The sequence below is a fragment of the Bradyrhizobium sp. sGM-13 genome (assembly GCF_018398875.1).
In the GTDB taxonomy this organism is placed as follows: Bacteria; Pseudomonadota; Alphaproteobacteria; order Rhizobiales; family Xanthobacteraceae; genus Bradyrhizobium.
The window spans coordinates 1-23,841 of record NZ_JAGWDK010000044.1 but is presented as its reverse complement, the minus strand read 5'-3'; the positions used below and the strand labels follow the sequence as shown (position 1 = coordinate 23,841).

Here is a 23,841-nt window from a genome sequence, read left to right as displayed (position 1 = left end):
GTCTGCGCGCTGAGCACTATCAATGACTTACTGGTTGTGCCCCGGGGTTTTTCAGGCCGAAAATGGACATTCGTCGCACGATCACAAGGGTGCGCTGCGTATTATGGGAGTGTTTGAAACTGAAGAACATTGCGTCGGGGCCACCGGCGACCATCAGCCCGCCGGCCTGGCCCAGCTCAGCCGAGAGAATCGCGCAAGCTCGGGCTGGTCGTACTCCGTGGGGAACAGGCCACGACGTTGCAGCTCCGGCACGAGGCCGTGGACCAGCTCTCCAACCCGCCTGGAAGGTACGGAACCTGCAACATGAAGCCGTCGCAGGCGCCCGCCTCGAACCACTCCTGCATGCGATCGGCCACCGTACCGGGCGTGCCGGCAAATCCGCTGGTGGTTCTCCCCGCACCGTAGCGCTGTCCCAGGTCGGCGAGACTCAAGCCTGAGCTCGGCGTCGGCTCGGCGACCTCGCGATAGTGCCCTTCGACACCGGGGACATCGAGATTCTCAGGCAGGACTTGATCCTGCGGGAAGCGCGAGAGGTCGACGCCGAGATGATAGGACAATGTCGAGAGACCGGACTTAGTCCGGCATCCGCTCCACATTGTGAGCCACCATGATGCTCTGCGAGGCGCTGATTGCGCGTTCTGGTCGGGTCGGCGAGAAGCCGCTCGAACCAGCTGGGCGCGCACGATCAGTCGAAGCCGGCGTCAGCCCCTCAGTCGATTTTGCAGTGCCCGCCGATCGACGACGAGATTGTCGAGGTTCACATCTACCTGCCGTCTTACCGCCAATCGGCTAACCAGCGCTCGGGTCCCATCCACTACGAAGACGCCGCAATCATAACCGTTATTCTGCTGGCGCATGCTGGCGGCTTGCAGGTTGGCGCCCAGCCGTTCTGCGAGCCGTCCTGCAGGCCGATCATTGAATCCCCGGGCGGAGTCGTAGTGATAGGCAACCGGCCTCTCCCGATCGCGGCGATCAATCAGCAGCAGCGACCAATGTTCGCCGCGGCGAGCGCGGTCCGTAGGGCTGGCATCGCTAACTGGCAAGAACAGGAAATCGACTATATCGTTACCATTCCGATCATCGACAAGGCGATGGAGCGCGCGTAGCGCGTCGGTATCGGCGCCATGGCTCAGCTGAAAGGCGATCAGGGGATCCACGAACCGCGTCCGGGTGGCGAGATTCGGATCACTCCGCCCCAGCTCCTGCGCTAGGAGCTCGTAATCCCGCTGGATATGCTCGTCACCCAGCCATTGCTCGGCGTCGAGCACCCGTCCGCTGCGGTCGCGGGAAGAAGAGGCCCCCGTAGCCAACGCGCCGATCTGAGCATCCGGAGCCGAGGATGGACGAGGATGATGGATAAATTGAGCATCGAGGCGCCCTCGCGGTCCCAACATGATCGAGTAGGTCTCACCGTTGATAGAGACCGGCTGTGGAACGATGCGCAAATTCGGCAACAGCATTCTATTGTCCAGCACATCAACCAGGAAATCCGGGACCGGCTGGGTACCATGCTGCCAATCCCTACCGACGAGATGTCCGATATCCTCTAGTTCCTGAGGTGCGCCTGATGGCCCGATGAAGAACGGCGATCTGACGCCGGAGCTAGGCGCCAGCGCAGACTGAGCATCGTCACGCATCTCCTGCGGCGTGGACGGCAGATCAACCAGGGAATCAAGACCGCGGTAGATCTCTGACGTCCGATTCTGCGGTGTGGACGGCAGATCAACCAGAGAATTAAGACCGCGGTAGATCTCTGACGACCGAGCTGGCGCGGCCTCCGGAATTAGCCGCATGCTCGCCTCATAGTCGGACGACAGCGACAGCCACTCACTTGGACCAAAGTCAGGCGGCGTCGGCAAATCACCGAGGCTGAATTCGGACGGGGACAGCACTCGCGGCGACCAAGCTGGCGCGAGCGGCAGCCACTCGCTCGGGTCGAAGTCGGACGGCACTCGCGGCCACGATAAGCTCGACCCGGCAAGCGGCGATTCCTGACTCGGCCGCTCAGGGAAGGCCACACCCAGCGCTCTGTTTGCTTCGACGAGCCGTAGGTACGGCCCAAGCTGGTTGAGTAGCTTGTTCAAACTCAGGCAGACGCTCCGTTTGGCTTGGGTGAATTCCCGGTAATCTACGTTCAACGACCGTTGCTGCTGATCATTGCCGTTGATTCGACTCACTATGCTCTCTCTACCCGTGGTTCGGAGCCAATCACTGAAGCTACGTTGCGCCGAAGCAGTATTCCGCACATCTTTCTTTTTCGATTGGGAAGCCGGGTCGGATCCGAGCTTGCTTAGCTGTTCCTTGGCCACGCCATCGATGATGCTGGCGTCGTCGTCATAAGGATGAAGCCGGCGAGGATGAAGAGGATGAAGCCCGTGCTGGAGCTCGCCGCGTAGGTACCCCCGAAGGTTGTTGATCCCCAAGCTGATTGCCGGATAGCCAATGTCTCGCTTGAACTCCGAGATATCTTTCTGCAATTGTTTCTCCTGCTCCTCACTGCCGTTGAGTCGACTCTCTATGCTCTCCCTGCCCTCTCTTTTCAGCCAGTCACTAAGCTTGCGCTGATTACTAGCGACGTTGAGGATAGGCGCCCTCTCTTTGGCAGTCGATTCAGGTCCAAGCCTGCCCAAGGCTACGTCAGTGGCGCCGTCGATGATGCCGGCGTCGCTCTCATAAGCACTCAAAGTACGGCGCCCGATGACGCGTGGCCCCGGTCCGAGTGTTTCGAACCCTCCCCCGTCAGGCCGAAGCCTTCGGAGATGATTCAGGGCCGTAAAGAGGCGGCCGTTGTGGTCATTCTCCTCGCCGTAGGCCATGATGTCCTCGGCTAATTCGTCAGTTCGAAACCGAGAAGTCAGGGATGGCTTCTGTTTGGCTGTGAGCCACTCAGCAAAGTGCGTAAGAACATCCGTATGCGTTCTGAAGGTATTGCCGGGAACATTATGTGCCCGGGCTGCTGCCGCGTACTGGCGAATGAGTAGCGCGTCTCCGGTAAGGGGCGGCGGAGAAGGAGGAGGAGACAACAACTCGCCGGCGCGGGACTTCCGAAGCGCTTCCAATGCGGTATGCACTCGCTTTATGCCCCCCGCATTCACAAATTCATTCGCATGGGCCTTCAACTGAATAGGGTTTTCAAGCAGGCTAGCCAGTGTCAAATTGTTGGACTTTAAAAAGTCGCAGAACCGGCCCAGATGTTGCGCCATCTTCTCAATGCTACTGGGAGCATAACTGCCTGCAGCCCGTCGCGCGAACTCGGAAATGAGGGCCGCGTCCTCTTCGGATGCGCGGCTGCGCTTGTAGCAATCGATACGAAGCTCTGAATAGACCACATCCGAAGCTGGGCCACCGATCGACTTTTCATCGCGACTTCCTCCGAAGCCTTTGCCGAGCCCTGATTTAACGCGAGAAAACAGTCCTCCGCTCTTATTCCTTGTCCGCTCGACGGGCTCCGGTTCCGATGGTGCTGTATAGCGCGTGCTGTTGAACGAGTTATCCCGAAGGTTGGACAGCGGCGGCATCCACATCGAACCGCCAACGTCAGTGCGCGGGATACCGTCGTGCGCCTTTGCGGGTCGAGTATCGGGCGAACTCAGCTCAGCGGAACTCTCCTCAGGGAAGCCGAGTTGCAGCTCGCCCAACTGCTGCTCAAAGCCAGCTTGATCCGCAGGTTCATTATCCGACTCTTGCCGCGCACGCAGCAGCTCTTGCTGGTCATCGTACCAACGCGTCCAATAGTTCGGATCGTTATAGCTAGGTTCCATACCACTCTCCCTAGATGAGATGACTCTTCATAGCTGCCCCAGAGCCCACTTGGGTGCGCTGACCACAAAGACTCCAGCTTTAGAAAGCCAATTGCCGAGATCGGCAACCAGAACAAGAGGACAGTCGTCGCGCCCCGCTCCGAGTTCGGGCATTACTCACACCAGCCCCAGCCTTAGCTGCCGCAGACGAACTGGGCAGCAGGTGGCCGCGCGCCAAAGAACGACGGTCCCTTCATAAAAAGGCATGGATTCACGTCGCGGCTTGCACTCACAACAGCCGGAGACAGGGAAGGACAGATATTTGCCCGATCGGAAGGCAACAGCGTTGGCGCGCCCTGCGCGAAAGCGCGGCATACGACACATCGGGATTTGAACTTGCGGCCGCCCGGCTGCGGAAAGCGCCCCGATTTGATCTCGAACTGCACGTGCTGCCTCAGCTCCAATTGACCGCCGCCACATTCCGTACGAGCCGACTTCGATTCAGGCTCGCGCAGCAACAAACTCGCGCGCACCTTAGAACTCGAGACATTGAAACCCCTGCTTGCGATCACGAAGCGTCTGAGACGATGACCACTCGTACGATTTAGACTGTACAACCTGACGCCACGTAGGCTTCAAGTCCTTTCTGGCGGCCGTCGTGGCGGGGCTGGTTGGGTTGCATCCGCGTTTCAGGATGTGATAAATCGCCTTCCATCTTGATGATCTGCGGCTAAGCGCGTCAAATGGGCATTGCGGCGCTGCTCAACGAAAACGAACGCCTGAAGGCGCCTTTGGCGCAAACGCAGGCAGCCTTGAGCGAGCATCAGGGGGCACTGGCGGCATCGGAGGAAGCGCGACGTCGGCTGGAGGTCATTTCTCGGGGAATTGAGACGCGAGAAGTTCGGCGCGAAGTCCGAGAAGCTGCGGCCAGATCAGTATCACTTGCCGCTGGAAGACGTGGAGATCGCGCAAGGCATCCTGGACGCGGCGCAGGAGAGAGCCGAGGCTGTGATCCAGGGCCGATCGCGGAGCATGCCGGAAGCGGCTGAACCAGACGCCGCATTTGACGCTGCACGCGCTGAAGGACGAACTGGCGGCGCGCGGGGTCAAGGTCTCGCACAACGCGGTCTGGCTGTTCCTGCGTCGCGAGGGGCTACGGTTCAAAGAACGCTGTTCGCTCTTGAACAGGGCCGTTCCGCCGGCGCCGCCGCTGGCGATCGTGGCAGGCCAGCCTCGATCCGCGACGCCTGGTCTTTATCGATGAGACATGGATCAAGACCAACATGGTTCCGCTGCGTGGATGGGCGCCCAAGGGCGCTCGCCTGCGCGGCTTCGCGCCGCATGGCCACTGGCGCACGATGACGTTCCTCGGTGCGCTGCGTTGCGACCGACTGACCGCGCCTTGCGTATTCGATGGGCCAATCAACGGCGAGTGCTTCCGCACCTATGTCGAACAGCTGCTCATTCCATGTCTCGGACCAGGCGACATCGTCATCATGGACAATCTCGGGAGCCACAAGTCCGCAGAGTTGCGCCGCATCATCAGGGCCGCAGGCGCAAGGCTGTGTATCTGCCGCCCTACTCACCCGACCTCAACCTGATCGAGCAGGCCTTCGCCAAGATCAAGCACTGGATGCGCGCGGCCCAGGAACGCACCGTCGATGAGCTCTGGCGCCACATCGGCGGTCTCGTCAGCACAATCCAGGCAGGTGAATGCAGCAACTATTTCGCAAACGCTGGATACGCTTCAATCAAACTGTGAAACGCTTTAGAGTCTCTCCACGTGGCCGCGCTGCTCGTCTTGTACGTGGCGCCAGCAACTTGTCGCCAGATTTCCAAGCTTTGACATTCTGCGCTTTCCACCGCAGGGCCGGACTGGCTTCTATCGAGGCGCGCACGTTTGCTGGCACCTCCAGAGAAGACGCGGCGATCTCACCCCGGTCCAGCACGGCATCCAAAAATGCGCCCTCCCCCGCTGTGAACTTAAACAGCGGCGCGAGCTTCTCCCGGCATTCGGTCGTGACGCTCTCGATCCAAGCTGCTGGGCCGCCAAAGCTGTCGAAATACCGATCGTGCAGGCACATGGTCAGCTTGCCGGTAATGTCGCCGACCTCGCATCCGATCTCCTCGGGCGAGGCTGTGCGCCAGTCGAAGCTCTTGGCGCTCGCACCGATCATCAAGGTGGCCGCCTTGATCTTCGCCCAGTCGAGAGACGGCATGGCGATGATCCGGTGGGCGTCGAACAGATCGCGCGCGGTGCGCCGCGTGATCAGCGCGACCATCTTGCCGGCGACGATCTCGTGGATATCGAGGACCGGAACATTCGTGGCCTGGTAGGATCCGATTGCCACCGATGGCATGCGATCCACGCCGTAGAGCGGGCCGCGGTAGAGATAATTGATATCGATCTCGATGGTCCCCGCGCCGCCCAGCGCAGAGGCGTAGCGATAAATCCATTTGCCGCCAGCGTGCTCGGACGGCTCACGCCGCGCGACGTACCCTTTCGATTCCATCAAGCGCTCGATCCGGTCTTCCAATCCCGGGCGGTCGGCGTCCATCTGTTCCTTGTCGACCGCGCCGACATAGTTGACGTCGATATCGACAGAGAGGCGGTCCAGATCGGAATGAAAGACGTTGAGTGCCGTGCCGCCCTTCAAGGCGACGCGCGGCCCGATCAGCGTGTCGGCGCCGAAGGCATCGAGAATGTCGATCAGCCGGATCACACGCTCCAGCGTCGCGGGCTGGAGCTGCCGCTCGGCCGCAATGTCCTGAAGCGTTTCTCGCGACGCGACCATCAAACGCCTTCAAAGGCGGCGTCGACCGCCTGCGCTGGGAGAAGCACGCGCCATGGCTCGACGAGCACCGCATGACCGGGTTCCGCACCCAGCGCATAATGCTTTGATCGTGGAAGCCGTGTTCGCAGGCGCGCCAGGACATCGTCGGAGACGCCGAGCGCGGCGCGCCGCTTCTCGAGCCACCAGCCGGAAACCGAGGCGAGCGACCGATTATCCAGCAGCTCGACATAGTCGGCGACCTTCGCCGGATCGAGATAGCGCACCAGATCCAGCGACTTCAGAACTTCCTCGCCGCCGCCCGCGAGTTCTGGCCGATGTAGGACATCGACGACCGTGCGTTCGACCGCCGTCACACGGACCGTCACTCCCTGCCGGTCCATAGTCGCGGTCAGGTAGTTGGCCTTGCCTGTCGCCGCCAACGCCTTCGCCGGCGTGACGAAGCGGCAAGCACCAAATGGCAGGTCCACGCGTTCGGTCCGTCCGGCGCTGATAAGCTGAACCTCGTTGAACTCGGAATAGGCTATGCCGTGCAGCTCAAGGGCTGAGTGAAATCCCAGGACCCCATCGGGACGCAGCTTGCTCGCCGCGGCGAAGCGGTCGATCACCATCCGCTCCGCCGCCATGTGGGCCGGCACTGCGGCAAACACCTCGCGACTGACCCGCTTAATGTTGCCAGCGCGCAGGTGATGCCTAAGCAGGCTGGTGACATTGGCCGCGCTCGCCGGATGGCCGAAGGCCGCCGCGAACTCAGCCCGGGTGAAGACCGGATGAGCCGACAGGAAGCTGGCCGTTTTGTGCTGGCGGGGTTGCATAAGTCTTCAATTCTGCGCCAAGGCGGGTAATAAATAGCCAGTCTGACGCAAATTTGTCAACAAATCTTCCTGGAAAAGGGCCGATCGGCCGTCCCTTTGATGGCGAAAACGCGCCGTATGGGCTAAATATTACCCCTTCCGGCGCACTTCTAGAACAAACCGCCCCGCGAAAGGACCGCATCAGACGAATTAAGCGGTTTCCTTAGACGGATCTCCAATGTCAGATAATTTACGCTGTAAATTGACATTGTTAGATTTTGTTACTATTTTGCCGACATGGGAGGCGGCCATGAGCGATGGACCATTCAGAAATGCGGAGTTGCCCAGCAGCTGGAAGCGTTATGGCCAAGACCTGGTCAGCGACGCCACGAGCCGTGAGGAGCGAACGACGCAGGCGTGCCACAGCATGATCGGTGACGTGGACATGAAGACGTTCAGTCCCCTTTTCGATGAACTCAAAGCTCATGCCGACCGCCCCCAAATGGACTTAGACCCGGTCACGGCGGTCGAAACGATTTTCGAGACTCATCCAACGTCGCCACTGGCGGATACCCTGCAAAGACATCTGATTGCGAATCTCCGGGATCAACTCCCTCCCGAGAAGGCGCTCGATCAGGCGCTCGACAGCACGACAAAAGAATGGATCGGCACCATCAAAAACCGGCTCGACGAAGAATGCATTCGTGCCCGCGAGCTCGGCGACATGAGCCGCGAAGATTACCAGAAGGGAATCGAGCGGAACCGCGAGACGTTCGCTGCCATCAAGCCCAGCGAACTCTGCGACGCCTTGGCCACCGGCAACAAGCGCGCGTTCAGGCAGACGGTTGAGAAGAAAGCCGGCGTAGATGAGGGGCCCGAAGAGTGAGCGCCAATCCGAAATACTCACCGATGCAAGAAAAGCGCTTGATCGTTATCGAGAAGGGACAGAAGCGCAGCCGCCGCACCCTCCCGAAGGGTGCTGTGATCGCGGAGGTCGGCCGTCACATTTACTTTAATCCGGCGGTTCTGGATAGCTTTGACGTAAAGGGCTTCGAGCCGCTGCACTACGATATGCTTGTTCTCTGCGCCGCCATCGAGTTCGCTGACCGGCGTTGGAAGCGTCCGTTGGGCTGGCGCCGAACCTTCGATGTGGCGATCCCAGTCATCGACCTTAAGGCCTGGCAGAAGCCGGAGGTTCTGAAGGCCCTGCACGGCGTCTTGAACCACCTGACCGGCGACGCATGGCGATTGACCTTTGTCCAGGCAAAGAACCTCTCGCCGATCGGCACGCGGCAGATGCCGTTGGACTTCGGCAAGGCCAAGACCTTCGCCGTCGCTTACAGCGATGGTTTGGATTCGCGTGCCGTCTCCGCTCTGAGCGGGAGCGAGGCTGAGGCACTGTGTATCCGGGTCGCGGGCAATCGCCAGCGGCGCAAAAACGGGGATAGTTATTTCACGCAGATTCCCTTCAAGGTGAAGGGATATCGCGGGAACGAAAGCAGCTTCCGCTCGCGGGGATTTCAGTTTGCGGCGGTGACGGCGATTGCTGCACAGCTCTCAAACGTGACGCGCGTCATTGTTCCGGAGAGCGGCCAGGGCGCGCTTGGGCCGGTACTTCTCCCGCTGCACAACATCTACGCCGACTATCGCAACCATCCGACGTTCTTTCGGAAGATGGAGCGCTTCATCAAGGCAGTGCTGGGCTACCGAGTGCGGTTTGAGCAGCCACGCCTCTGGTCGACGAAAGGTCAGACGTTGCGCGCGTTTCTGGACATGATCGGAAAGTCCGAACAGCATCTGACGAGTACCCATTCCTGTTGGCAAACGCGCCGGGTCGTCAATGTGGGCGGTAGGAAGCAGTGTGGCCTGTGCGCGGCTTGCTTGCTGAGACGCCTCAGCCTGCATGCCGCTGGCGTTAACGAGGCGCCTGGTACGTATATCGTGTCCGACCTTGCCGCTTCTGACGCGGCCGATGCCTTGTCGGTCATACCCCAAAAGGCTGATCGGGACATCATGGTCGAATACGGAAGCGTCGGTGCGCGTCACCTGCAGCATCTCGCGGAAATGAGCGGCTTGCCTGACGAGAACATTCGCGTTCACGCCTCGCAAATCTCAGCTGCGATAGCGGAAAACTACGAAGACACTCTGAAGAAACTGAGGACGATGTTGGTAACTCATGCCGAGGAATGGCGGGCATTTTTGTCCGCGCAAGGAGATCAAAGCTTTTTGAAAAGCTGGATGGATGGAGGGCGCAATGGCTGATCTGAATGAGCTGAGCGCACAGGAAATAGGACGCCGCCTGCGGATAGCACGGGAGAACGCAGACGTCCGCCAGGATGACGCGGCCCAGGTCATCGGCATGTCCCGCCCCACCCTTGTATCCATCGAGAAGGGCGTGCGCCGTGTGCGCATCCAGGAAATCCAGACGCTCGCGCGCCACTACGGCGTATCGGTCAACGCCCTCCTCCGCCGCGAGGCAGTGCATACCGATCTGATGCCTCGGTTCCGCAAGTTGCGGGAGACGGAGGACGCGCACACCACTGAAGCCGTTCAGCTATTCAACGACCTGATTAAAGCGGACGTTGAAATGGAGAATATCCTCGGCATCCAGCGACGTCGAAATTACCCCCCGGAACACGGTATAAACGAGGGCGACGTTGCGGCCCTCGCAGAAAAGCATGCCAAGGAATTGCGCGACTGGCTGGGTCTCGGTCCGGGGCCGATCGCCGACATCTTCTCGGTCATCGAACTGGGTCTTGGCATCCGATTGTATCAGCGTCGTCTCTCATCCAGTTCAAAGGTTGCTGGCCTCTTCACCTACGATGAAAGTGTCGGCGCCTGCATACTTCTAAACGCCAACCACCCATTGCCGCGGCGCATCCAGTCCGCGGCGCATGAGGTCGGCCACTTCTATGGTACCCGTCGGATTCCCGAAGTGCTCGAAGACGATGAGAAGTTCCTCTCACGCGATGAACGCTATGCCAACGTCTTTGGCCGTGCATTCCTGACGCCAGCCGAGAGCTTCTCGGAAAGCTTCCGCCAACTGAAGGAGATCACCGGCAAAACGACCCGGCGCCTGATCATTCTCCTCGCCCAGCAATATAATATCTCGCGCCAAGCCTGCGGGCTGCGGCTCGAGGAATTGGGCCTTGCCAAGAAAGGCACTTGGGCATGGTTCGAAAACAACGGCGGCATCACCGATGACAATGTCCGAGAGGTCCTCGGCGAAATGGCCGATCGCCGCGATCCCGCAAAGAGCGACGCGGACCGACCCATCTCCCACCGCCTGAGCCTGATGGCGCATGCCGCCTGGAAGCGCGAGCTCATGTCGGAAGGACAATTGGCGGAGCTGCTGAAGGTGGGCCGAGTGGAGCTTCGCGGCGTTATCGACCAGATCGAGCTTGAGGAAAGAGACACGGATGAGTTGCACAAGCTCCCTGATTGATATCGCGGATCCGCTGATTCTCGACACAAGTGTTCTGATCAACCTTCACGCTTGCAAATATGGCGAGCGCATCCTCGCGTCCATTCCCAATGATGTCGTCGTGTCCGAGATCGTGGCTGGAGAGCTGGAGCACGAGACGAGCCGGCAGAACGGCGAGCACCGCTTTCTGTTTGATCTCGTGACGCGTGGAATCGTAACGCTCGCCACTATGACCGACGCCGAGTACGAGATTTTTCATGAACTCACGTCTACCTCGCCCTCCCTTGACGACGGCGAAGCTGCAACGATCGCCATCGCGGCAGCAAGATTTTTCCTGCCGGTTATCGATGAACGGCGCGGACGAAGCCGCGCCAGCGCGCTATTGAAAACGCGAAATCCAGGCTGGTCGTTAGACATCTTACGTCATCCAACGGCCATCGCGGTCCTCGGCGACCAACCTATCATCGAAGCGATGTATCTCGCTCTTCGCGACGGGCGCATGCGAATTCCATTAGAAAGAGTGGAAGGCGTTATCGCACTTATAGGGATGGAGCGTTCACGCGATTGCACTTGCCTCCCTGGGTATCGAGAGCAAATTTTCGACGAGCGCTCTGGGGCCGCCGCTGTAAATTCTGCCGACAGCGCGAAGCTCCCGAATCTAAAGTGAACGGCGAACTCTGACTTGACGATGTCGCAACAGAACGCCAACGCATTGATTTCATTGGGTCGCGGGAGCGTTAAAGCGTGAACGAAACGCAGGTTTACCTGTGCTCTTCCATAGCGAGCCTCAGAGCCTTCGGGATGCGCTGCGCTTTTCCGCCCGAGATAAACGCGACCCGTACGCGCGCCGAGACCAACAGATCGTTCCCGCGCCTGCACTCCTGCAGCAAGCCAATCGACGCGCCTCTCACCTCTTGCGGGACCGTGACAATGTCAAGGAGGTCGTCCAAGACTGCCGGTTTTAGAAAGTCGATCGTCATCGAACGGACAACGAAGGCGGAAGCCCGGGGCGTCGTTCCGCGTTTCCTCGAGCAGCGCTTGCTGATTGGTGCCGAGCAGGCGCAAGTAATTCGTTCTGCCGCGCTCCATGAAACGCAGAAAATTCGCGTGATAGACAATCTGGCCGGCATCGGTATCTTCAAAGTAGACACGCACCTGCATGTAGTGCCGTCCGTCTCGAATTTCGCCGTCAAGAGAGACTGTCACAGCGCGGTTCCCCTTATTGCGCGTACAGGGACCAATTGTCTTGCACAGAGGCGGTTTTTTGAGCAAGCGCTAAAATCCTGCGCTTGCCGGAAGCTGAACCGGTCGCCCGAATACGGCAGGCACCGCGCTGCAGACATCGAGGCCGAAGCTGCGGAGGTTTTCCGGACGTTGGTCAATCAGGTGACACTCGTGCTCGAGACGGAAGAACTCGCGATTGCGCTACGCGGCGACCTCGCTGCGATCCTGCGGTTTGCGGCGGGCAAGAAGAACCCCCGGCTTCCCTTCGGAGGCTGGGACTCTATTTGCAATCGCAAGCATCGGTGGTTGCGGGGATAGGATTTGAACCTATGACCCGGCGACCAGGCCCGGTCGATTATCGCCGATGAGCTTTCAGCTCCTCTTCTTCCTGCGACGTGCGCCGGCGCTTCGACTCACTTCCCTGCCGCGAAGGGTAGCCGTGCGCCCGCGATGTCGGCCTGCCGGCCTGCCGCTCAGATGATGAAGTCGGATGATTGATCGCGGAGCCGGAGGTCTCAGTTCCCCTCGCTACGCTGAAAGCGGCTTGTCCGCATTTAGGATGGCACGGCAGAGCTGAAACCACTGAGACGACCAGCTCGCTTGTTTTCCGGTTCCCCAAGATCTCGGGGAACCCTAAGGGAGCGCCAAAAAAGCAGATTTTGTTATGGTTTTTATAAGAAACCCTAATTATAAATACCAAAGCAGGCTCCAAGCTAGGCTTTGCCATGAAGCGCAGCGATCTCAGCCACACAATCCGGGAGACCCTGAAACGGCTCCCGCACCCGTATGAGGCGCACTACGGTATCATCCCACCACCTCCCCCGGAGCACGGGGTCTTAGTTATCCAAGCGATGAAGGCCTTGGACAATGCCCAGGGCGCGCTCGGGAAAATAGACGCAATCGCGACTCAGATGAAGGACCCCTACATTGTCAGCCGAATCCTGACCCGACGGGAGGCGGTCAGTTCGTCCTCGATCGAGGGCACCCAAAGTACGCTCGATGAACTCCTTTCGGTCGAGGAGACCGGCGGCGACGACGCAAAGGATGCCGCGCGCCAGGTCCGCAACTACGCTGTGGCTCTTGACGATTTCATCCCATTGGCGGCGAAGGACGGATATGGCGTCTTCACGATCGATCTCCTGAAGAGTCTCCATCGCGCCATCATGAAAGATGATCCCGATTACCAGGACGTTCCGGGCGAACTCCGCACGCGCGTGGTGTGGATCGGAGGGGGCGGCAACATCGCCTATTCAAGCCTAAATCCGCCGCCACCCGATGAGGTGCCGGCTTGCCTCGCTCAGACAGTCGACTACCTCCGCAACGAGGGAATGCAGCAGATGACCCAGGGTTTCATTACGCGAATGGCCATCGCGCATGCCCATTTCGAGGCGGTCCACCCGTTCCGCGATGACAACGGCCGCGTCGGTCGTCTTCTTCTTCCACTGATGATGGCTGCCGAGAAGCACGTCCCCCTTTATCTATCTCCATACATCGAGGCGAAGAAGGGCGCGTACTACGCTTCCTTGAAGGATGCGCAGCAGCGCCTCGACTGGCGGCCTATCATAATCTTTATGGCAGAGGCCGTGACCGGCACCGTCGAAGAGCTCATGAAAACGCGCTCGGCTCTGTCCGAACTGTCAGAACTGTGGAGGGGCCGTCGCAAATTCCGAAAGGGATCGGCGGCCGCGCGCGCGCTCGACGAGCTTCCCCATTACCCGGTCCTAACCGCCAAACGGCTCGGAGAACTCCTCGAGATCAGCCCGCCGCAAGCGCACCAGGCTATCGCACAGTTGGAGGAGGCTGGCATTCTCGCCGAACGGACGGGCTACTCGCGCAATCGCGTCTACGCCGCGAATGATGCGCTGAACATCATCAACCGTCCTTTCGGTGAACAACCGATCCTTCCCGATGAATCGGAGCCTGACGACGCCGCGAAGGCGAGCCCGAAGTGGCCGTGATGGATAATGACCATGCGCGGCCGTTAGCGTGAACCCGATTAAACGGAAAGCCGCGATGCTAATAGTCGCGCTTGCCGTGATCGAAGCTGATCTGTAACAGCACCCTGCGACAGGCTGAACCTCCTCCGAATTGATGGACACCTGTAGTAGGCTCGATGAGTCAGGAGGTGTCGGATGGAAGGACGTCAACGTCGGTCGTTTACGGACGATTACAAGCGGCAAGCGGTCGATCTGGTGGCTTCGAGCGGCCGCTCGATCGGATCGGTCGCCAAGGAACTTGGCCTGCCCGATTCCGTGTTGCGGCGTTGGGTGGAACGACGTCGGGGTGGGCGGGAGCCGACGGCGGCGGCGCGGCGCCCCACAACGCAGGCGACGCTGCCGTCGGCGGACCACGCGGCAGAGATCGCCCGTTTGCAGCGAGAGAACGAGCGGCTGCGCATGGAGCGCGACATTTTAAAAAACTGTCCAGCACCGTGGCGCGCCTGTGCGGCCTAGAAACAGCCTTGTGCTATCCTCTGCGGCTGGGAGGGTAGCGGCCGTTCGATTATTGGAGGCACAAACCCCGTTAAAAAACATGGTCCATGGGTGTATGCGAACTTGAGAGTGGTGACGTCGCCCTGGCGGCGATCCCGATTAGGAAGATGACGATTGGCATAGCCCAGACCCTCCTACTCATCATTGATTGGAGGATTGCCATGCCCAAGAGGACGACCGGCGACCGACCGGAACTAAAGCCGGTCAACGTTGGGGCCACCGCAATCGACATCGGATCAAAGATGCACATGGCTGCGGTTAATCCCGCTTCCACCGACGTGCCTGTGCGCTCCTTCGGCACATTTACGCGAGACCTGCATGATCTGGCGGACTGGTTCAAAGCCTGCGGCGTGAAGAGCGTCGCGATGGAATCCACTGGGGTCTATTGGATCCCCGTCTACGAGATCCTGGAGCAGCGCGGGTTTGATGTGATTTTGGTCAATGCGCGGTACGCCAAGAACGTGCCCGGGCGCAAGACCGATGTCAGCGATGCCGCGTGGTTACGCGAGCTTCATTCCTATGGCCTGTTACGTGGCAGCTTCCGACCTGATGCCGAGATTGCAACTCTGCGCGCGTATCTGCGCCAACGGGAGCGGCTGGTGGAATATGCCGCGGCCCATATCCAGCATTTGCAGAAGGCCCTGATGGAGATGAATCTGCAACTCCATCATGTGGTCTCCGATATCACGGGCGCGACCGGCATGCGGATTATCCGAGCCATTGTTGCAGGCGAGCGGAATCCTGACGTCTTGGCAACCTATCGGGACGTGCGATACCATTCATCCATCGAGACGATCCGGGCGGCACTTGTGGGCAACGACCGGCACGAACATGTCTTCGCGCTGACCCAATCGCTGGAACTCTACGACGTCTACCAGGCGAAGATGCTCGACTGCGACCGCAAGCTCGAGGTCCTGATCGCGGCCCTAAACAATAGAGGCGAAAGACCGGCCGGAAAGCTATCTAAGCCACGCATCAAGACCAAGCAGGTCAACACGCCTACCTTCGATGTCAGGACCGCGCTGTACGGTGTGCTCGGCATCGATCTGACTGAGATTCATGGGTTGGGCCCATCGCTGGCATTGAAGCTCATCGGTGAGTGCGGCACAGATCTGCAGGCATGGCCGAGCGCAAAGCACTTCACTTCCTGGCTGTGCCTTGCACCAGGCAACAAAATCTCCGGCGGTAAGGTGTTGTCCTCGCGCACACGGAGATCTTCCAGTCGGGCAGCAGCACTGTTGCGGTTGGCAGCCACAACCGTCGGGCGGAGCGATACGGCGCTCGGAGCATTCTATCGGCGGCTAGCCTCGCGCGCGGGCAAGTCGAAGGCCGTGACGGCGACCGCCCGCAAGATTGCGGTTCTGTTCTACAACGCACTCCGGCATGGCATGAGCTACAAGGATCCGGGGGGCGACTATTATGAAGAACAATATCGCAGCCGTGTCCTTGCCAACCTTCAGCGCCGGGCCAAATCGCTGGGCTTCGTGTTGCAGGCCATTTCGGGGGACACCAATCCGGCTGTTTCTTAGGAAGTCGATCGCGATCTTTGCTGGGGGACCGAAATGAGATTCCGCTTCATCGAAGATCGCCGCGCCGACTACCCGGTGACGATCCTGTGCGACGTGCTTGGGGTCTCGCCGGCCGGCTATTATGCTTGGCGCTCGCGCCCGGAGAGCCGGCATCTGCCGCCAACCGCGAACTCGTCGACGACATCAAGCGGGTCCATCACGAAACCCGTGGACGCTATGGCAGCTCGCGTATCCATATCGAGCTGAAGGCTCAGGGCCGTGGGGTGAGCCGCGGCCGCATCGAGCGGCTGATGCGCCGTCACGGCGTTCGGGCTATCATGGCGCAGCCGCGTCGGGTGCGGACCACCGACAGTCGCCACGACTTCCCGATCGCCCCAAACCTGCTCGATCGGAACTTCACCGCCGCCGCGCCGAACCGGATCTGGCTCGCCGATATCACTTACATTGAGACCGGTCAGGGCTGGCTCTATCTGGCCGCCGTCATGGATCTCTACAGCCGCAGGATCGTCGGCTGGGCAATGGAAGATCATTTGCGTGCCGAACTGCCACTCACGGCGTTGCGGATGGCCATCTCGGCGCAGCGGCCTGGCGCCGGCCTGATCCAACATTCCGATCGCGGTGTTCAAGGCGGATTCAAGCGGTCGTCGCAACACTCTGGAGTTGGAGGTTGCGATGAGCATTCGAAAGCGGCGATCGGCACGGTCTGGACGAGCGCCATTACCATCGTCAGGACGACCGCCTGTGGCTGGACGGGATGAACAGAGAAGTTTCTGGCGAGCTATTGCCGCAGGGCAAAGCAGCGAAGATGCTGCGCTGGAAGCCGGGGTGTCACAGCCTGTAGGAACCAGATGGTTTCGAAAGGCGGGCGGCATGCCACAGCGATGTTCAAGTCCTCAGCAAAGGCGTTCTCCGGGCGATACTTGTCATTGGTGGAGCGCGAAGAGATTGCGCTTCTCAAGGTGCAGGGCCATTCCATCCGGGAGATTGGGCGTCGTCTCGGTCGATCCGCCTCGACAATCTCGCGAGAACTGCGGCGCAATGCAGCCACCCGCAGCGGCGGGTTGGAGTATCGGGCGACGACTGCCCAGTGGCATGCGGATCGATCCGCCCGTCGGCCTAAACCAACCAAGCTTGCGCTCAACACAACCTTGCACACTTATGTGGAGGAGAGACTTGCCAGCGCCGTCGTGGCCCCGAGCGGCGCTCCCGTTCCTGGTCCCGCGGTTCCGTGGAAGGGTCGCCGGCATGGCCCGCGAAAGGATCGACGATGGGCCAGGGCTTGGAGCCCGGAGCAGATTGCCCGACGCTTGCCGATCGACTTCCCGGACGACAAGACGATGCGTATCAGTCACGAAGCCATCTATCAGTCCCTCTTCGTTCAGGGCCGGGGAGTACTGCGCCGCGAACTGACGGCCTGCTTGAGAACAGGACGCGTGTTACGGGTGCCCAGGGCGCGCGTGCGCAGGTGAGGGAAAGGCTTTGTCTCGCCGGAGATCATGATCAGCCAACGCCCCGCCGAAGCAGCCGATCGAACGGTACCGGGACATTGGGAGGGAGATCTCATCCTCGGTCTTGGCAGCTCGGCGATCGGCACGCTGGTCGAACGCACGACGCGTTTCACGATGCTATTGCATCTTCCCCGGCTCGCGGGGCATGGCGAAGCTCCGCGCACGAAGAACGGCCCTGCGCTCGCGGGACACGGGGCCGAAGCCGTGCGGGACGCGATTACGCGCACCATCATCACCTTGCCCCAAGAACTGCGTCGTTCGCTGACTTGGGATCAGGGAGCCGAAATGGCTCAGCATGATCGTCTCAAGATCGATGGGGGTGGCCAAGTCTACTTCTGCGACCCGCAAAGCCCATGGCAGCGTGGCACAAACCAATGGGCTGTTACGTCAGTACTTCCCGAAAGGCACAGATCTGAGCATCCACAGCGCTGACGAAATCGCCGCCGTGGCAGCGGCCCTCAATGCTCGACCAAGAAAGACTCTGGGCTGGCAAACGCCGGCAGAAGCGCTTGACGAGTTGCTGCCATGAGTAAACATAGTCGGTGTTGCGACGACCGCTTGAATCCGCCCAGCATACGAAGATTGTTGTGAAGTACATGCTGGACTTCTTCCAGAGGCGCTCCCCAGATTTCGGCTATTCTGCGTTCGGCGTCGTTTACCTGCCACGGCAGCAAGGGAACCCCATCGGTCTGAGCAAAGGGGCCACCTGTGCTGTTCTCTACAAACAGCAACATCAAATACGCCCTTACTTCCTGTGTCCCCAGGGGCGGAACGCGAATAGGAACTTGGATGAGCTTATCGAAGTAACTTGTCACCAAGCCTTCATCGACGATCCCATCGAAGTGACGGCGGACAGCGTGACGTATGACAGAGTCATCGGCGGCAATGACAAACGCCGTGTTTTCCAGGAACAAGAAAAGGCGAACGGCCTCCAACGTTGATATCGTCGTTTGCGGAAGGCAGCGGTCCAAATCATCAATCAGCACAATAAGCTTCGTGCCCATTACTTCGAGGGTTTCCTCGCACGATTTGCGGATCGCATGAGTTTCTTTAGGCGGCGAGGACTCGGTGCGTGGCTTGATCAGGCCCGATGCCTTGCTGGCGGCATCGGTTACTGTGCCTTCGGCCTTAGCGATGTCGTCAGCGCCAGCATTTCCGATCGCAATTTTTTTCCCGAGTTCGATGGCTTCATTAAGTATTCCTGTCCGCGGTAGGCGGAGCGAACGCGCTAAGGCCGATCCTGCGCCAAGTTTCACGGCGCGAAACCAATTCACGCGTTGCAGCAGCTCTTTGGCTTTTTCGAGCCCGGTCCTGCGCTGTTCGGCTTCCTTTGCGAGCGCTGTCGCGATAACTTCCATCAATGCCGCGCGCGCGTCGTCGTATCCTTGATAAAGCCAAGCGTTGAACTCAACAAAAATGAAATCTGACCGCTTGCCCTCGGCGCGCTGTTCGAGCCCAGCGCGAACGAGTCTGATCATTGAGGACTTGCCAGCGCCCCACGCACCAGAAACTCCAATGGAGATCGGTTTGCCCTGAGCCTGAACGATGATTTCAACAACCGTGTCAGAGACGCCGGTAAAATTTAGAAAGTCGCGGTTAGTGTCGTTCCCACATCCGTGCTGTCGATATGAATTAGGCCGCATGAAGCCGCACCGGCGAACGGAGTCTCCAAGTTTTTGTTTGACGCCCCAATTGAGTTCGAGATTAAAGCACGTCTGAGTTGTGATGCAATGCCAAGCAGCATCGTCATCCGCTTGTCCCTCAATAGCAGGCCCGTGAGTTATAGAATTCGTTGCTATAGCTCATAAATGCAGTTATTCTGAGGTATAGCGGAGGTTTCTATAGCTCATGTGGAACTGGGAAAAGTCCGATTGGCCCAAATTCACCTTTGATTCGAAGCTCTTAGAGCCCTTCGAAACCAAGTTTCTCGTCAAATCCGGCGAGTTCTTGGGCGCTTTCAAGCATGTCGGCCAGGACGACCGTGACATGCTCAAAATCGAGCTCATCAGCGACGAAGCGGTAAAAACCTCGGAAATTGAAGGCGAGATACTGCGGCGCGAGAGCGTTCAATGCTCGCTGCGTCAGCAATTCGGACTTGAGGGCGACGATACCAACGTCAACGAAGCCGAGCACGGCATCGCGGAAATGATGGCGAATCTCTATAAAAGATTCGCCGATCCGCTGACGCTCGACATGTTGTTCAAGTGGCACAAGATGCTGATGAGCGGCGATCGGAAAATCCAGGACATCGGCGGCTACCGCACCCATCCCGAACCGATGCAGGTTGTGACACCGATTGCAGGAAAGCCCAAAGTTCACTTTGTGGCGCCTCCCTCCAACAGAATGAAAAAGGAGATGGATGCGTTCATCATCTGGTTCAATGACGGCGCGCCAGAGGGAAAAAATCCCCTGCCCGCCCTTACGCGCGCCGGTATCGCGCATCTCTATTTCGTTTGCATTCATCCGTTCGAGGATGGTAACGGCCGTATCGGACGCGCCATAGCGGAAAAGTCGTTGGCGGAAAATCTCGGGCAGCCGACGCTCATTGCGCTCGCTTATACGATCGAACGCAAGCGGCGGCTTTACTACGAAGCTTTGGAGCGGAACAACAAAGACCTCGAAATCACCGATTGGCTGAAATATTTCGCGCTGACGATTCTCGAAGCGCAAGAGAGCACAATTAATCGGGTCGATTTCTACGTCGCTAAGGCCAAATTCTATGAGCGCCTTCGCGGTCAATTCAACGAGCGCCAAGAAAAGGTCGTGGCGCGTATGTTCCACGAAGGCATCGATCGGTTCAAGGGCGGCCTGAGTGCGGAAAACTATATCAGCATCACCAAGACATCACGCGCCACCGCGACAAGAGACCTACAAGATCTTGTCGAAATGGGCGCGTTTACGAAAACGGGCCAACTCAGGCACACCCGATACAAACTGAATTTGCCAGAGGACACCTAGATTCGCCGATGCGCCGCTTTGAACATGTCAACCAGTATCGACGCGATAGCACTGAGCTTGATGGAAGGCGCCGGTCAAGGCGGTGACGACGAAGGGCGCTCTCTCATCGGATCAGGCCGAAGTCGTTCAGACACATACTTCGTCATCGGCGCAGGCACTGGTCGGCCGTAAAGCTCTGATGTTCTCGGACTGAGATAGGTATCGGCCACGAGCCGGCGCATTCGGGTCGCGGTTATCGTTCGCTCCAACCCATCCGACAGGCGAGTACTTTTCCCCGATCGCGCCGAGAATGAAGAGGCTCGCAAGAGTGAGGGCACCGCCGCCCCACACACTGCTCAGCACGAGCACGATATGCTTCTCGGAACGGAATGCATCGATAAAGATCATCCCAAACAGCCAGGCTCCCCCCACAACAAGGGAAAGGAGGGACACAGCAAACACGACTACGAGAGCCGCGCAGATGACATTGCGCTGCATCAGCACTTTAATGGAATGGCGGAGGTGAGCTAGGCCGATAACAAGCGCAATAACCGAAAAGAGCAGCGTTCCCGCGGTCGTCCAAGTCAGATCTTTAGGAAGGTGAAAGTGCAGCACACCTTCCTTTAGGTGCGCCAGGGTCACAGCAACGCCTGCAATAGCAGCGATGAGAGCAATCAGAGCCTTCATGGACCAGCCTCCTAGCCGGGATTACCGCCGGCCTCTTCAAGGACGCGCGCATGGACGTCAACTTGGTCCCCGCCGAGACGGCACTGGAAATGGCGACACTCAACGGCGCCCGTGCTGTGCTGTGGGACGACGAGTTGGGGTCGGTGGAGGTGGGGAAGACGGCGGATCTCGCCCTCTATGACATTGAGACGCCGGAGTGGGTGCCTCGCCACGATGTCGTCCGAAATCTAGTGTACTGCGCAGACGGTCGGAGCATTCAAACCGTCATTGTCGACGGCAACGTGGTATTCGACTCCGGCCGCGCGACCGGTATCGATGCGGGCAAGGCCATCGCCGAGGCCAGCCTTGCCGAGGAGCGGATCGCGCACCGGCTCGGCCTTGATCCCCGCCGGCGCTGGCCGGTAGTGAAGTCTGCTTAGAAGGCGATAAGCCCTCTTGCCTACGCGACTGCGCTGCTGTTGATTCATCCCCGGAAACACATCTCAACAGTGCGGGGGATCGTGCTTCTCCTCCTCAGCTTCTTCGCCGCTGCGATGGCGATCTTGAGGTCTCCGGCGCCAAGGCGAGTTGAACAGCATCGAGCTTCTTCACGCGCTGGCCGAACAACATCGCCACCAACCGCTCGCGCGGACTCTGCTAATTTGCTGGCACGCCAACCGCGCAACCGCTACCTAAGTATGATCCCGTCCGCGTTGCGCAGGGCCCAATAGTACGGGCCTGTTGAGCTAGGCGGGGAGAGCCTTTTCTCTGGCGCGTCATTGTCGCAACTTTCGCGATGTACGGTCTTGATGCGAGCTACGCCGTCGAAAGTCTACAAGCGGTAGCCGCCGCGCACGGGCTAACCCGTTCAAGCCGCACCGGGCACATGGCCGTGACAATCATTCGGATGGCCTTGATCAGCCGACGGGCCAGCATGTCAGCGGTGACTGCGCCGCTGTAATGGCGCAGCATTGACTGAAACCAAGATCGAAGACGACATGAGCGAGCAATGCTGGGTCGACCTCGGCAGCGAATTCGTTGCGGTCCTGCGACGCGCGAAGAAGGCCGGCGATAGAGTACGGATGCGGCAAAGTCCGATGCAGCTGCGAGAACCGGCGGCTGCATAAACAGAATTTCCCGGAAGAATATGCGGGACAGCGCGGGATCTCGATCGTGACCTGCTGTCGTATTCGCTAGCAGGCAGGAGAGCTGTTCAACGAGCGTATCGCGCGTTCGAACGAGCGTAAACGCATCGTCCCAGGTTCTTTCGATATTGCCCTTGAAGAGCTCGACAAGCAGTTCTTCCTTGGACCCGAAGTATAAGTAAAATGTCCCGGCGCAGACCCTTGCAGCCTTGGCGATCGCTGCCGTTGAAATCTTTTCATGCCCTTGCGCCGCGAGTACGGGCGTCGCTTTCTGCATGCAGCGCACACCGACGTTGCTGCCCTATGCACGTCACAAAGATGCTCACGCCCGGCAGCGAGAGTTGTTCTCCTTAAGAGGTGCCGCAACGAAATCGCAACGAATTCGGTGGAACGACCGTGAACAAAACGTGGCGGAAACACCTGCTACGACAAGAAAAATCAATAACTTAGAAAATGTTCACTGCGGACGCAGGTGCCTCGGGTCGGCGCGCAAACTACCATACGCGCGTGAATGTATCCTTGCCCTTCAACTTACTGGGTCTACCATTCTTGTCGATGTAGAACAGCGTCCAAGACGTGGGCATTTGGGAGCCGTGAGTCTTTCCGACCCAGCGGGTGAAGGAATTGCATTGGGCAAAAGTAACAACAAAGTACAAGCCGGTTGGACCGAAGGCTCCCGATGCAGGGTAAGGAATGCCCTGGCACGCAAACCCTTGAGCATGGTTTGTGAAAACCCCCTGTATTGCCCCGTTGTTGTTGGACCAAACAAACAGTTCCGAACCTCGTTCATTCTTCCAGTACGAGGGAGCAGGAAGCCCCTGCGCCATGACCTCGGCGGAAAGCAAGAAAAACTGGGCGATCAGGAAAAGCCCCAGAAACTTTTTCATATTAAAGTCCCAAAAAAGAGTTCGCTTAAAGGTAGCAACTCTTAGATCATATTCTCGGCCGCCGCAATAACTTGTGCAATGCATCTTCGCTGCTTTTTCTATCTCACAACTTTCTTCGTGCGAACCGTACGCAAGCCCTCACCAAATTTCTCTACTGCGCGCCCCGAACACGCATGAGCTTTCGTCGCGCTCATGGTTTCGCTGGGATCGCCGCTTTCGGTGCAAACCGCTTCGCGTGGTTCGGGTAATCTGGCCCGATATCCTGCCGAGAATGCATCAATTGGCGCTCCGAATACCCCAAGTCATCAACCCATGACACCCCCTAGCCAATCCATCGAGCCTGCCCGGATTGAGGCTGGGAAGTCGCCCGAACGTAGCTCAGCTGATTAAGCGAGAGTTGGCGATACAGTGCAGATAATCGTGCTTTCTTATCTGCAGACGCGTAAAATCGGTTGCTAACGCCGCTCGAACCGACTTATGGTTGGCGAAATTTCGCGCATCGATTGCTTTTTTTCTAGCCTTCCAATGATTTCAAAATCCATTGTCGAACTTCTGCGTCCGATAAGCCTTGGACACTATATCCGCTCGGCCAGAGAAACAGGTCGCGGACAAGTCGAGCCGTCCGGACGTTTGGAATTCGTGTCCGCGCTAGGAGCCTGTCCAGTTAGCTTTGGGAAGGCAGTTTTATCTTGATAATGGCGGC

The 23,841-nt window shown here is 59.0% G+C and carries 17 protein-coding genes and 5 pseudogenes; 13 read left to right on the top strand and 9 right to left on the bottom strand.

Features of this window, described 5'->3' with window-relative positions; translation table 11 throughout:
• Positions 1 to 176: 176 nt before the first annotated feature.
• Together KJQ96_RS34200 and KJQ96_RS34195 are read right to left on the bottom strand one after the other, a co-directional pair.
• Positions 177 to 596 carry a hypothetical protein gene (locus KJQ96_RS34200; RefSeq protein WP_249734857.1) on the bottom strand — a complete coding sequence of 140 codons (420 nt, stop codon included), beginning with the start codon at positions 594 to 596 and terminating at the stop codon, positions 177 to 179.
• Positions 597 to 701: 105 nt separating this feature from the next.
• Positions 702 to 3,761, bottom strand: a complete 3,060-nt coding sequence (locus tag KJQ96_RS34195) for a Ulp1 family isopeptidase (protein ID WP_213290648.1) — start codon at positions 3,759 to 3,761, stop codon at positions 702 to 704.
• An 864-nt stretch (positions 3,762 to 4,625) separates the two neighbouring features.
• Here KJQ96_RS34195 and KJQ96_RS40735 point away from each other — a divergent pair.
• A pseudogene (locus KJQ96_RS40735) lies at positions 4,626 to 4,682 on the top strand (hypothetical protein); the annotation flags it as partial.
• 97 nt (positions 4,683 to 4,779) lie between these two features.
• Positions 4,780 to 5,502, top strand: a pseudogene (locus tag KJQ96_RS42290) (IS630 family transposase); the annotation flags it as partial.
• Here the strand turns inward: KJQ96_RS42290 and KJQ96_RS34180 are convergent.
• Together KJQ96_RS34180 and KJQ96_RS34175 are read right to left on the bottom strand one after the other, a co-directional pair.
• Entirely contained in the window at positions 5,492 to 6,463 is a 972-nt protein-coding gene (locus KJQ96_RS34180) for a nucleotidyl transferase AbiEii/AbiGii toxin family protein (RefSeq protein ID WP_309142509.1), read from the bottom strand. The pseudogene KJQ96_RS42290 and the gene KJQ96_RS34180 overlap by 11 nt on opposite strands.
• A 71-nt stretch (positions 6,464 to 6,534) precedes the next feature.
• Entirely contained in the window at positions 6,535 to 7,347 is an 813-nt protein-coding gene (locus tag KJQ96_RS34175) for a type IV toxin-antitoxin system AbiEi family antitoxin (RefSeq protein WP_057841659.1), read from the bottom strand.
• 289 nt (positions 7,348 to 7,636) lie between these two features.
• Here KJQ96_RS34175 and KJQ96_RS34170 point away from each other — a divergent pair, with 289 nt between their 5' ends.
• The 4 genes from KJQ96_RS34170 to KJQ96_RS34155 are packed head-to-tail and all read left to right on the top strand — an operon-like array spanning position 7,637 to position 11,417.
• Positions 7,637 to 8,212, top strand: a complete 576-nt coding sequence (locus KJQ96_RS34170; protein ID WP_213290646.1) for a hypothetical protein — start codon at positions 7,637 to 7,639, stop codon at positions 8,210 to 8,212.
• Positions 8,209 to 9,588: a 7-cyano-7-deazaguanine synthase gene (locus KJQ96_RS34165; protein WP_309142508.1), complete on the top strand. Its 1,380-nt coding sequence runs from the start codon at positions 8,209 to 8,211 to the stop codon at positions 9,586 to 9,588. The genes KJQ96_RS34170 and KJQ96_RS34165 overlap by 4 nt, the downstream gene beginning before the upstream one ends.
• Positions 9,581 to 10,771: an ImmA/IrrE family metallo-endopeptidase gene (locus tag KJQ96_RS34160; RefSeq protein ID WP_057900883.1), complete on the top strand. Its 1,191-nt coding sequence runs from the start codon at positions 9,581 to 9,583 to the stop codon at positions 10,769 to 10,771. The genes KJQ96_RS34165 and KJQ96_RS34160 overlap by 8 nt, the downstream gene beginning before the upstream one ends.
• On the top strand, positions 10,746 to 11,417 hold the full coding sequence (locus KJQ96_RS34155; protein WP_213290645.1) for a DNA-binding protein: 672 nt from the start codon (positions 10,746 to 10,748) through the stop codon (positions 11,415 to 11,417). The genes KJQ96_RS34160 and KJQ96_RS34155 overlap by 26 nt, the downstream gene beginning before the upstream one ends.
• A 94-nt stretch (positions 11,418 to 11,511) precedes the next feature.
• Here KJQ96_RS34155 and ybgC read toward each other — a convergent pair.
• Positions 11,512 to 11,956, bottom strand: a pseudogene (ybgC, locus tag KJQ96_RS34150) (tol-pal system-associated acyl-CoA thioesterase).
• Between the two features lie 743 nt (positions 11,957 to 12,699).
• On the opposite strand from ybgC, the gene KJQ96_RS34145 reads away from it, so the two are divergent.
• From KJQ96_RS34145 to KJQ96_RS34125, 5 genes and pseudogenes are all read left to right on the top strand, one after another.
• Entirely contained in the window at positions 12,700 to 13,932 is a 1,233-nt protein-coding gene (locus tag KJQ96_RS34145; RefSeq protein ID WP_213290644.1) for a Fic family protein, read from the top strand.
• A 174-nt stretch (positions 13,933 to 14,106) separates the two neighbouring features.
• The gene (locus KJQ96_RS34140; RefSeq protein WP_213290643.1) at positions 14,107 to 14,427 is read left to right on the top strand and encodes a transposase; all 321 of its coding nucleotides are present in this window, start codon (positions 14,107 to 14,109) and stop codon (positions 14,425 to 14,427) included.
• Positions 14,428 to 14,627: 200 nt separating this feature from the next.
• A complete protein-coding gene (locus KJQ96_RS34135; RefSeq protein ID WP_213290642.1) occupies positions 14,628 to 15,995 on the top strand; it encodes an IS110 family transposase in 1,368 nt (455 codons plus the stop codon).
• 9 nt (positions 15,996 to 16,004) lie between these two features.
• A pseudogene (locus KJQ96_RS34130) lies at positions 16,005 to 16,621 on the top strand (IS3 family transposase); the annotation flags it as partial.
• Between the two features lie 46 nt (positions 16,622 to 16,667).
• Positions 16,668 to 18,032: pseudogene (locus KJQ96_RS34125) on the top strand (IS30 family transposase).
• On the opposite strand, the gene KJQ96_RS34120 reads toward KJQ96_RS34125, so the two are convergent.
• Positions 17,962 to 19,146, bottom strand: a complete 1,185-nt coding sequence (locus KJQ96_RS34120; RefSeq protein ID WP_213290640.1) for a P-loop NTPase fold protein — start codon at positions 19,144 to 19,146, stop codon at positions 17,962 to 17,964. The pseudogene KJQ96_RS34125 and the gene KJQ96_RS34120 overlap by 71 nt on opposite strands.
• A gap of 205 nt (positions 19,147 to 19,351) precedes the next feature.
• Between KJQ96_RS34120 and KJQ96_RS34115 the strand changes: the two genes are divergently transcribed.
• Positions 19,352 to 20,461, top strand: a complete 1,110-nt coding sequence (locus KJQ96_RS34115; protein ID WP_213290639.1) for a Fic family protein — start codon at positions 19,352 to 19,354, stop codon at positions 20,459 to 20,461.
• A 126-nt stretch (positions 20,462 to 20,587) separates the two neighbouring features.
• Here the strand turns inward: KJQ96_RS34115 and KJQ96_RS34110 are convergent, their stop codons facing one another.
• The gene (locus tag KJQ96_RS34110; RefSeq protein WP_213290638.1) at positions 20,588 to 21,127 is read right to left on the bottom strand and encodes a hypothetical protein; all 540 of its coding nucleotides are present in this window, start codon (positions 21,125 to 21,127) and stop codon (positions 20,588 to 20,590) included.
• Positions 21,128 to 21,177: 50 nt separating this feature from the next.
• On the opposite strand from KJQ96_RS34110, the gene KJQ96_RS34105 reads away from it, so the two are divergent.
• On the top strand, positions 21,178 to 21,546 hold the full coding sequence (locus KJQ96_RS34105) for an amidohydrolase family protein (RefSeq protein ID WP_213290637.1): 369 nt from the start codon (positions 21,178 to 21,180) through the stop codon (positions 21,544 to 21,546).
• A 376-nt stretch (positions 21,547 to 21,922) separates the two neighbouring features.
• On the opposite strand, the gene KJQ96_RS34100 is transcribed toward KJQ96_RS34105, so the two are convergent.
• Together KJQ96_RS34100 and KJQ96_RS34095 are read right to left on the bottom strand one after the other, a co-directional pair.
• Positions 21,923 to 22,528 carry a TetR/AcrR family transcriptional regulator gene (locus tag KJQ96_RS34100; protein WP_213257465.1) on the bottom strand — a complete coding sequence of 202 codons (606 nt, stop codon included), beginning with the start codon at positions 22,526 to 22,528 and terminating at the stop codon, positions 21,923 to 21,925.
• A gap of 217 nt (positions 22,529 to 22,745) precedes the next feature.
• A complete protein-coding gene (locus tag KJQ96_RS34095) occupies positions 22,746 to 23,138 on the bottom strand; it encodes an avidin/streptavidin family protein (protein ID WP_057854504.1) in 393 nt (130 codons plus the stop codon).
• Between the last annotated feature and the right edge of the window lie 703 nt (positions 23,139 to 23,841).

What these genes read in the sequence shown, in the direction of transcription:
- KJQ96_RS34200 (WP_249734857.1), bottom strand. Translation starts at nt 596, where the DNA reads ATGTGGAGCGGATGCCGGACTAAGTCCGGTCTCTCGACATTGTCCTAT.
- KJQ96_RS34195 (WP_213290648.1), bottom strand. Translation starts at nt 3,761, where the DNA reads ATGGAACCTAGCTATAACGATCCGAACTATTGGACGCGTTGGTACGAT.
- KJQ96_RS34175 (WP_057841659.1), bottom strand. Translation starts at nt 7,347, where the DNA reads ATGCAACCCCGCCAGCACAAAACGGCCAGCTTCCTGTCGGCTCATCCG.
- KJQ96_RS34170 (WP_213290646.1), top strand. Translation starts at nt 7,637, where the DNA reads ATGAGCGATGGACCATTCAGAAATGCGGAGTTGCCCAGCAGCTGGAAG.
- KJQ96_RS34160 (WP_057900883.1), top strand. Translation starts at nt 9,581, where the DNA reads ATGGCTGATCTGAATGAGCTGAGCGCACAGGAAATAGGACGCCGCCTG.
- KJQ96_RS34155 (WP_213290645.1), top strand. Translation starts at nt 10,746, where the DNA reads ATGAGTTGCACAAGCTCCCTGATTGATATCGCGGATCCGCTGATTCTC.
- KJQ96_RS34145 (WP_213290644.1), top strand. Translation starts at nt 12,700, where the DNA reads ATGAAGCGCAGCGATCTCAGCCACACAATCCGGGAGACCCTGAAACGG.
- KJQ96_RS34140 (WP_213290643.1), top strand. Translation starts at nt 14,107, where the DNA reads ATGGAAGGACGTCAACGTCGGTCGTTTACGGACGATTACAAGCGGCAA.
- KJQ96_RS34135 (WP_213290642.1), top strand. Translation starts at nt 14,628, where the DNA reads ATGCCCAAGAGGACGACCGGCGACCGACCGGAACTAAAGCCGGTCAAC.
- KJQ96_RS34120 (WP_213290640.1), bottom strand. Translation starts at nt 19,146, where the DNA reads ATGCGGCCTAATTCATATCGACAGCACGGATGTGGGAACGACACTAAC.
- KJQ96_RS34115 (WP_213290639.1), top strand. Translation starts at nt 19,352, where the DNA reads ATGTGGAACTGGGAAAAGTCCGATTGGCCCAAATTCACCTTTGATTCG.
- KJQ96_RS34110 (WP_213290638.1), bottom strand. Translation starts at nt 21,127, where the DNA reads ATGAAGGCTCTGATTGCTCTCATCGCTGCTATTGCAGGCGTTGCTGTG.
- KJQ96_RS34105 (WP_213290637.1), top strand. Translation starts at nt 21,178, where the DNA reads ATGGACGTCAACTTGGTCCCCGCCGAGACGGCACTGGAAATGGCGACA.
- KJQ96_RS34100 (WP_213257465.1), bottom strand. Translation starts at nt 22,528, where the DNA reads ATGCAGAAAGCGACGCCCGTACTCGCGGCGCAAGGGCATGAAAAGATT.
- KJQ96_RS34095 (WP_057854504.1), bottom strand. Translation starts at nt 23,138, where the DNA reads ATGAAAAAGTTTCTGGGGCTTTTCCTGATCGCCCAGTTTTTCTTGCTT.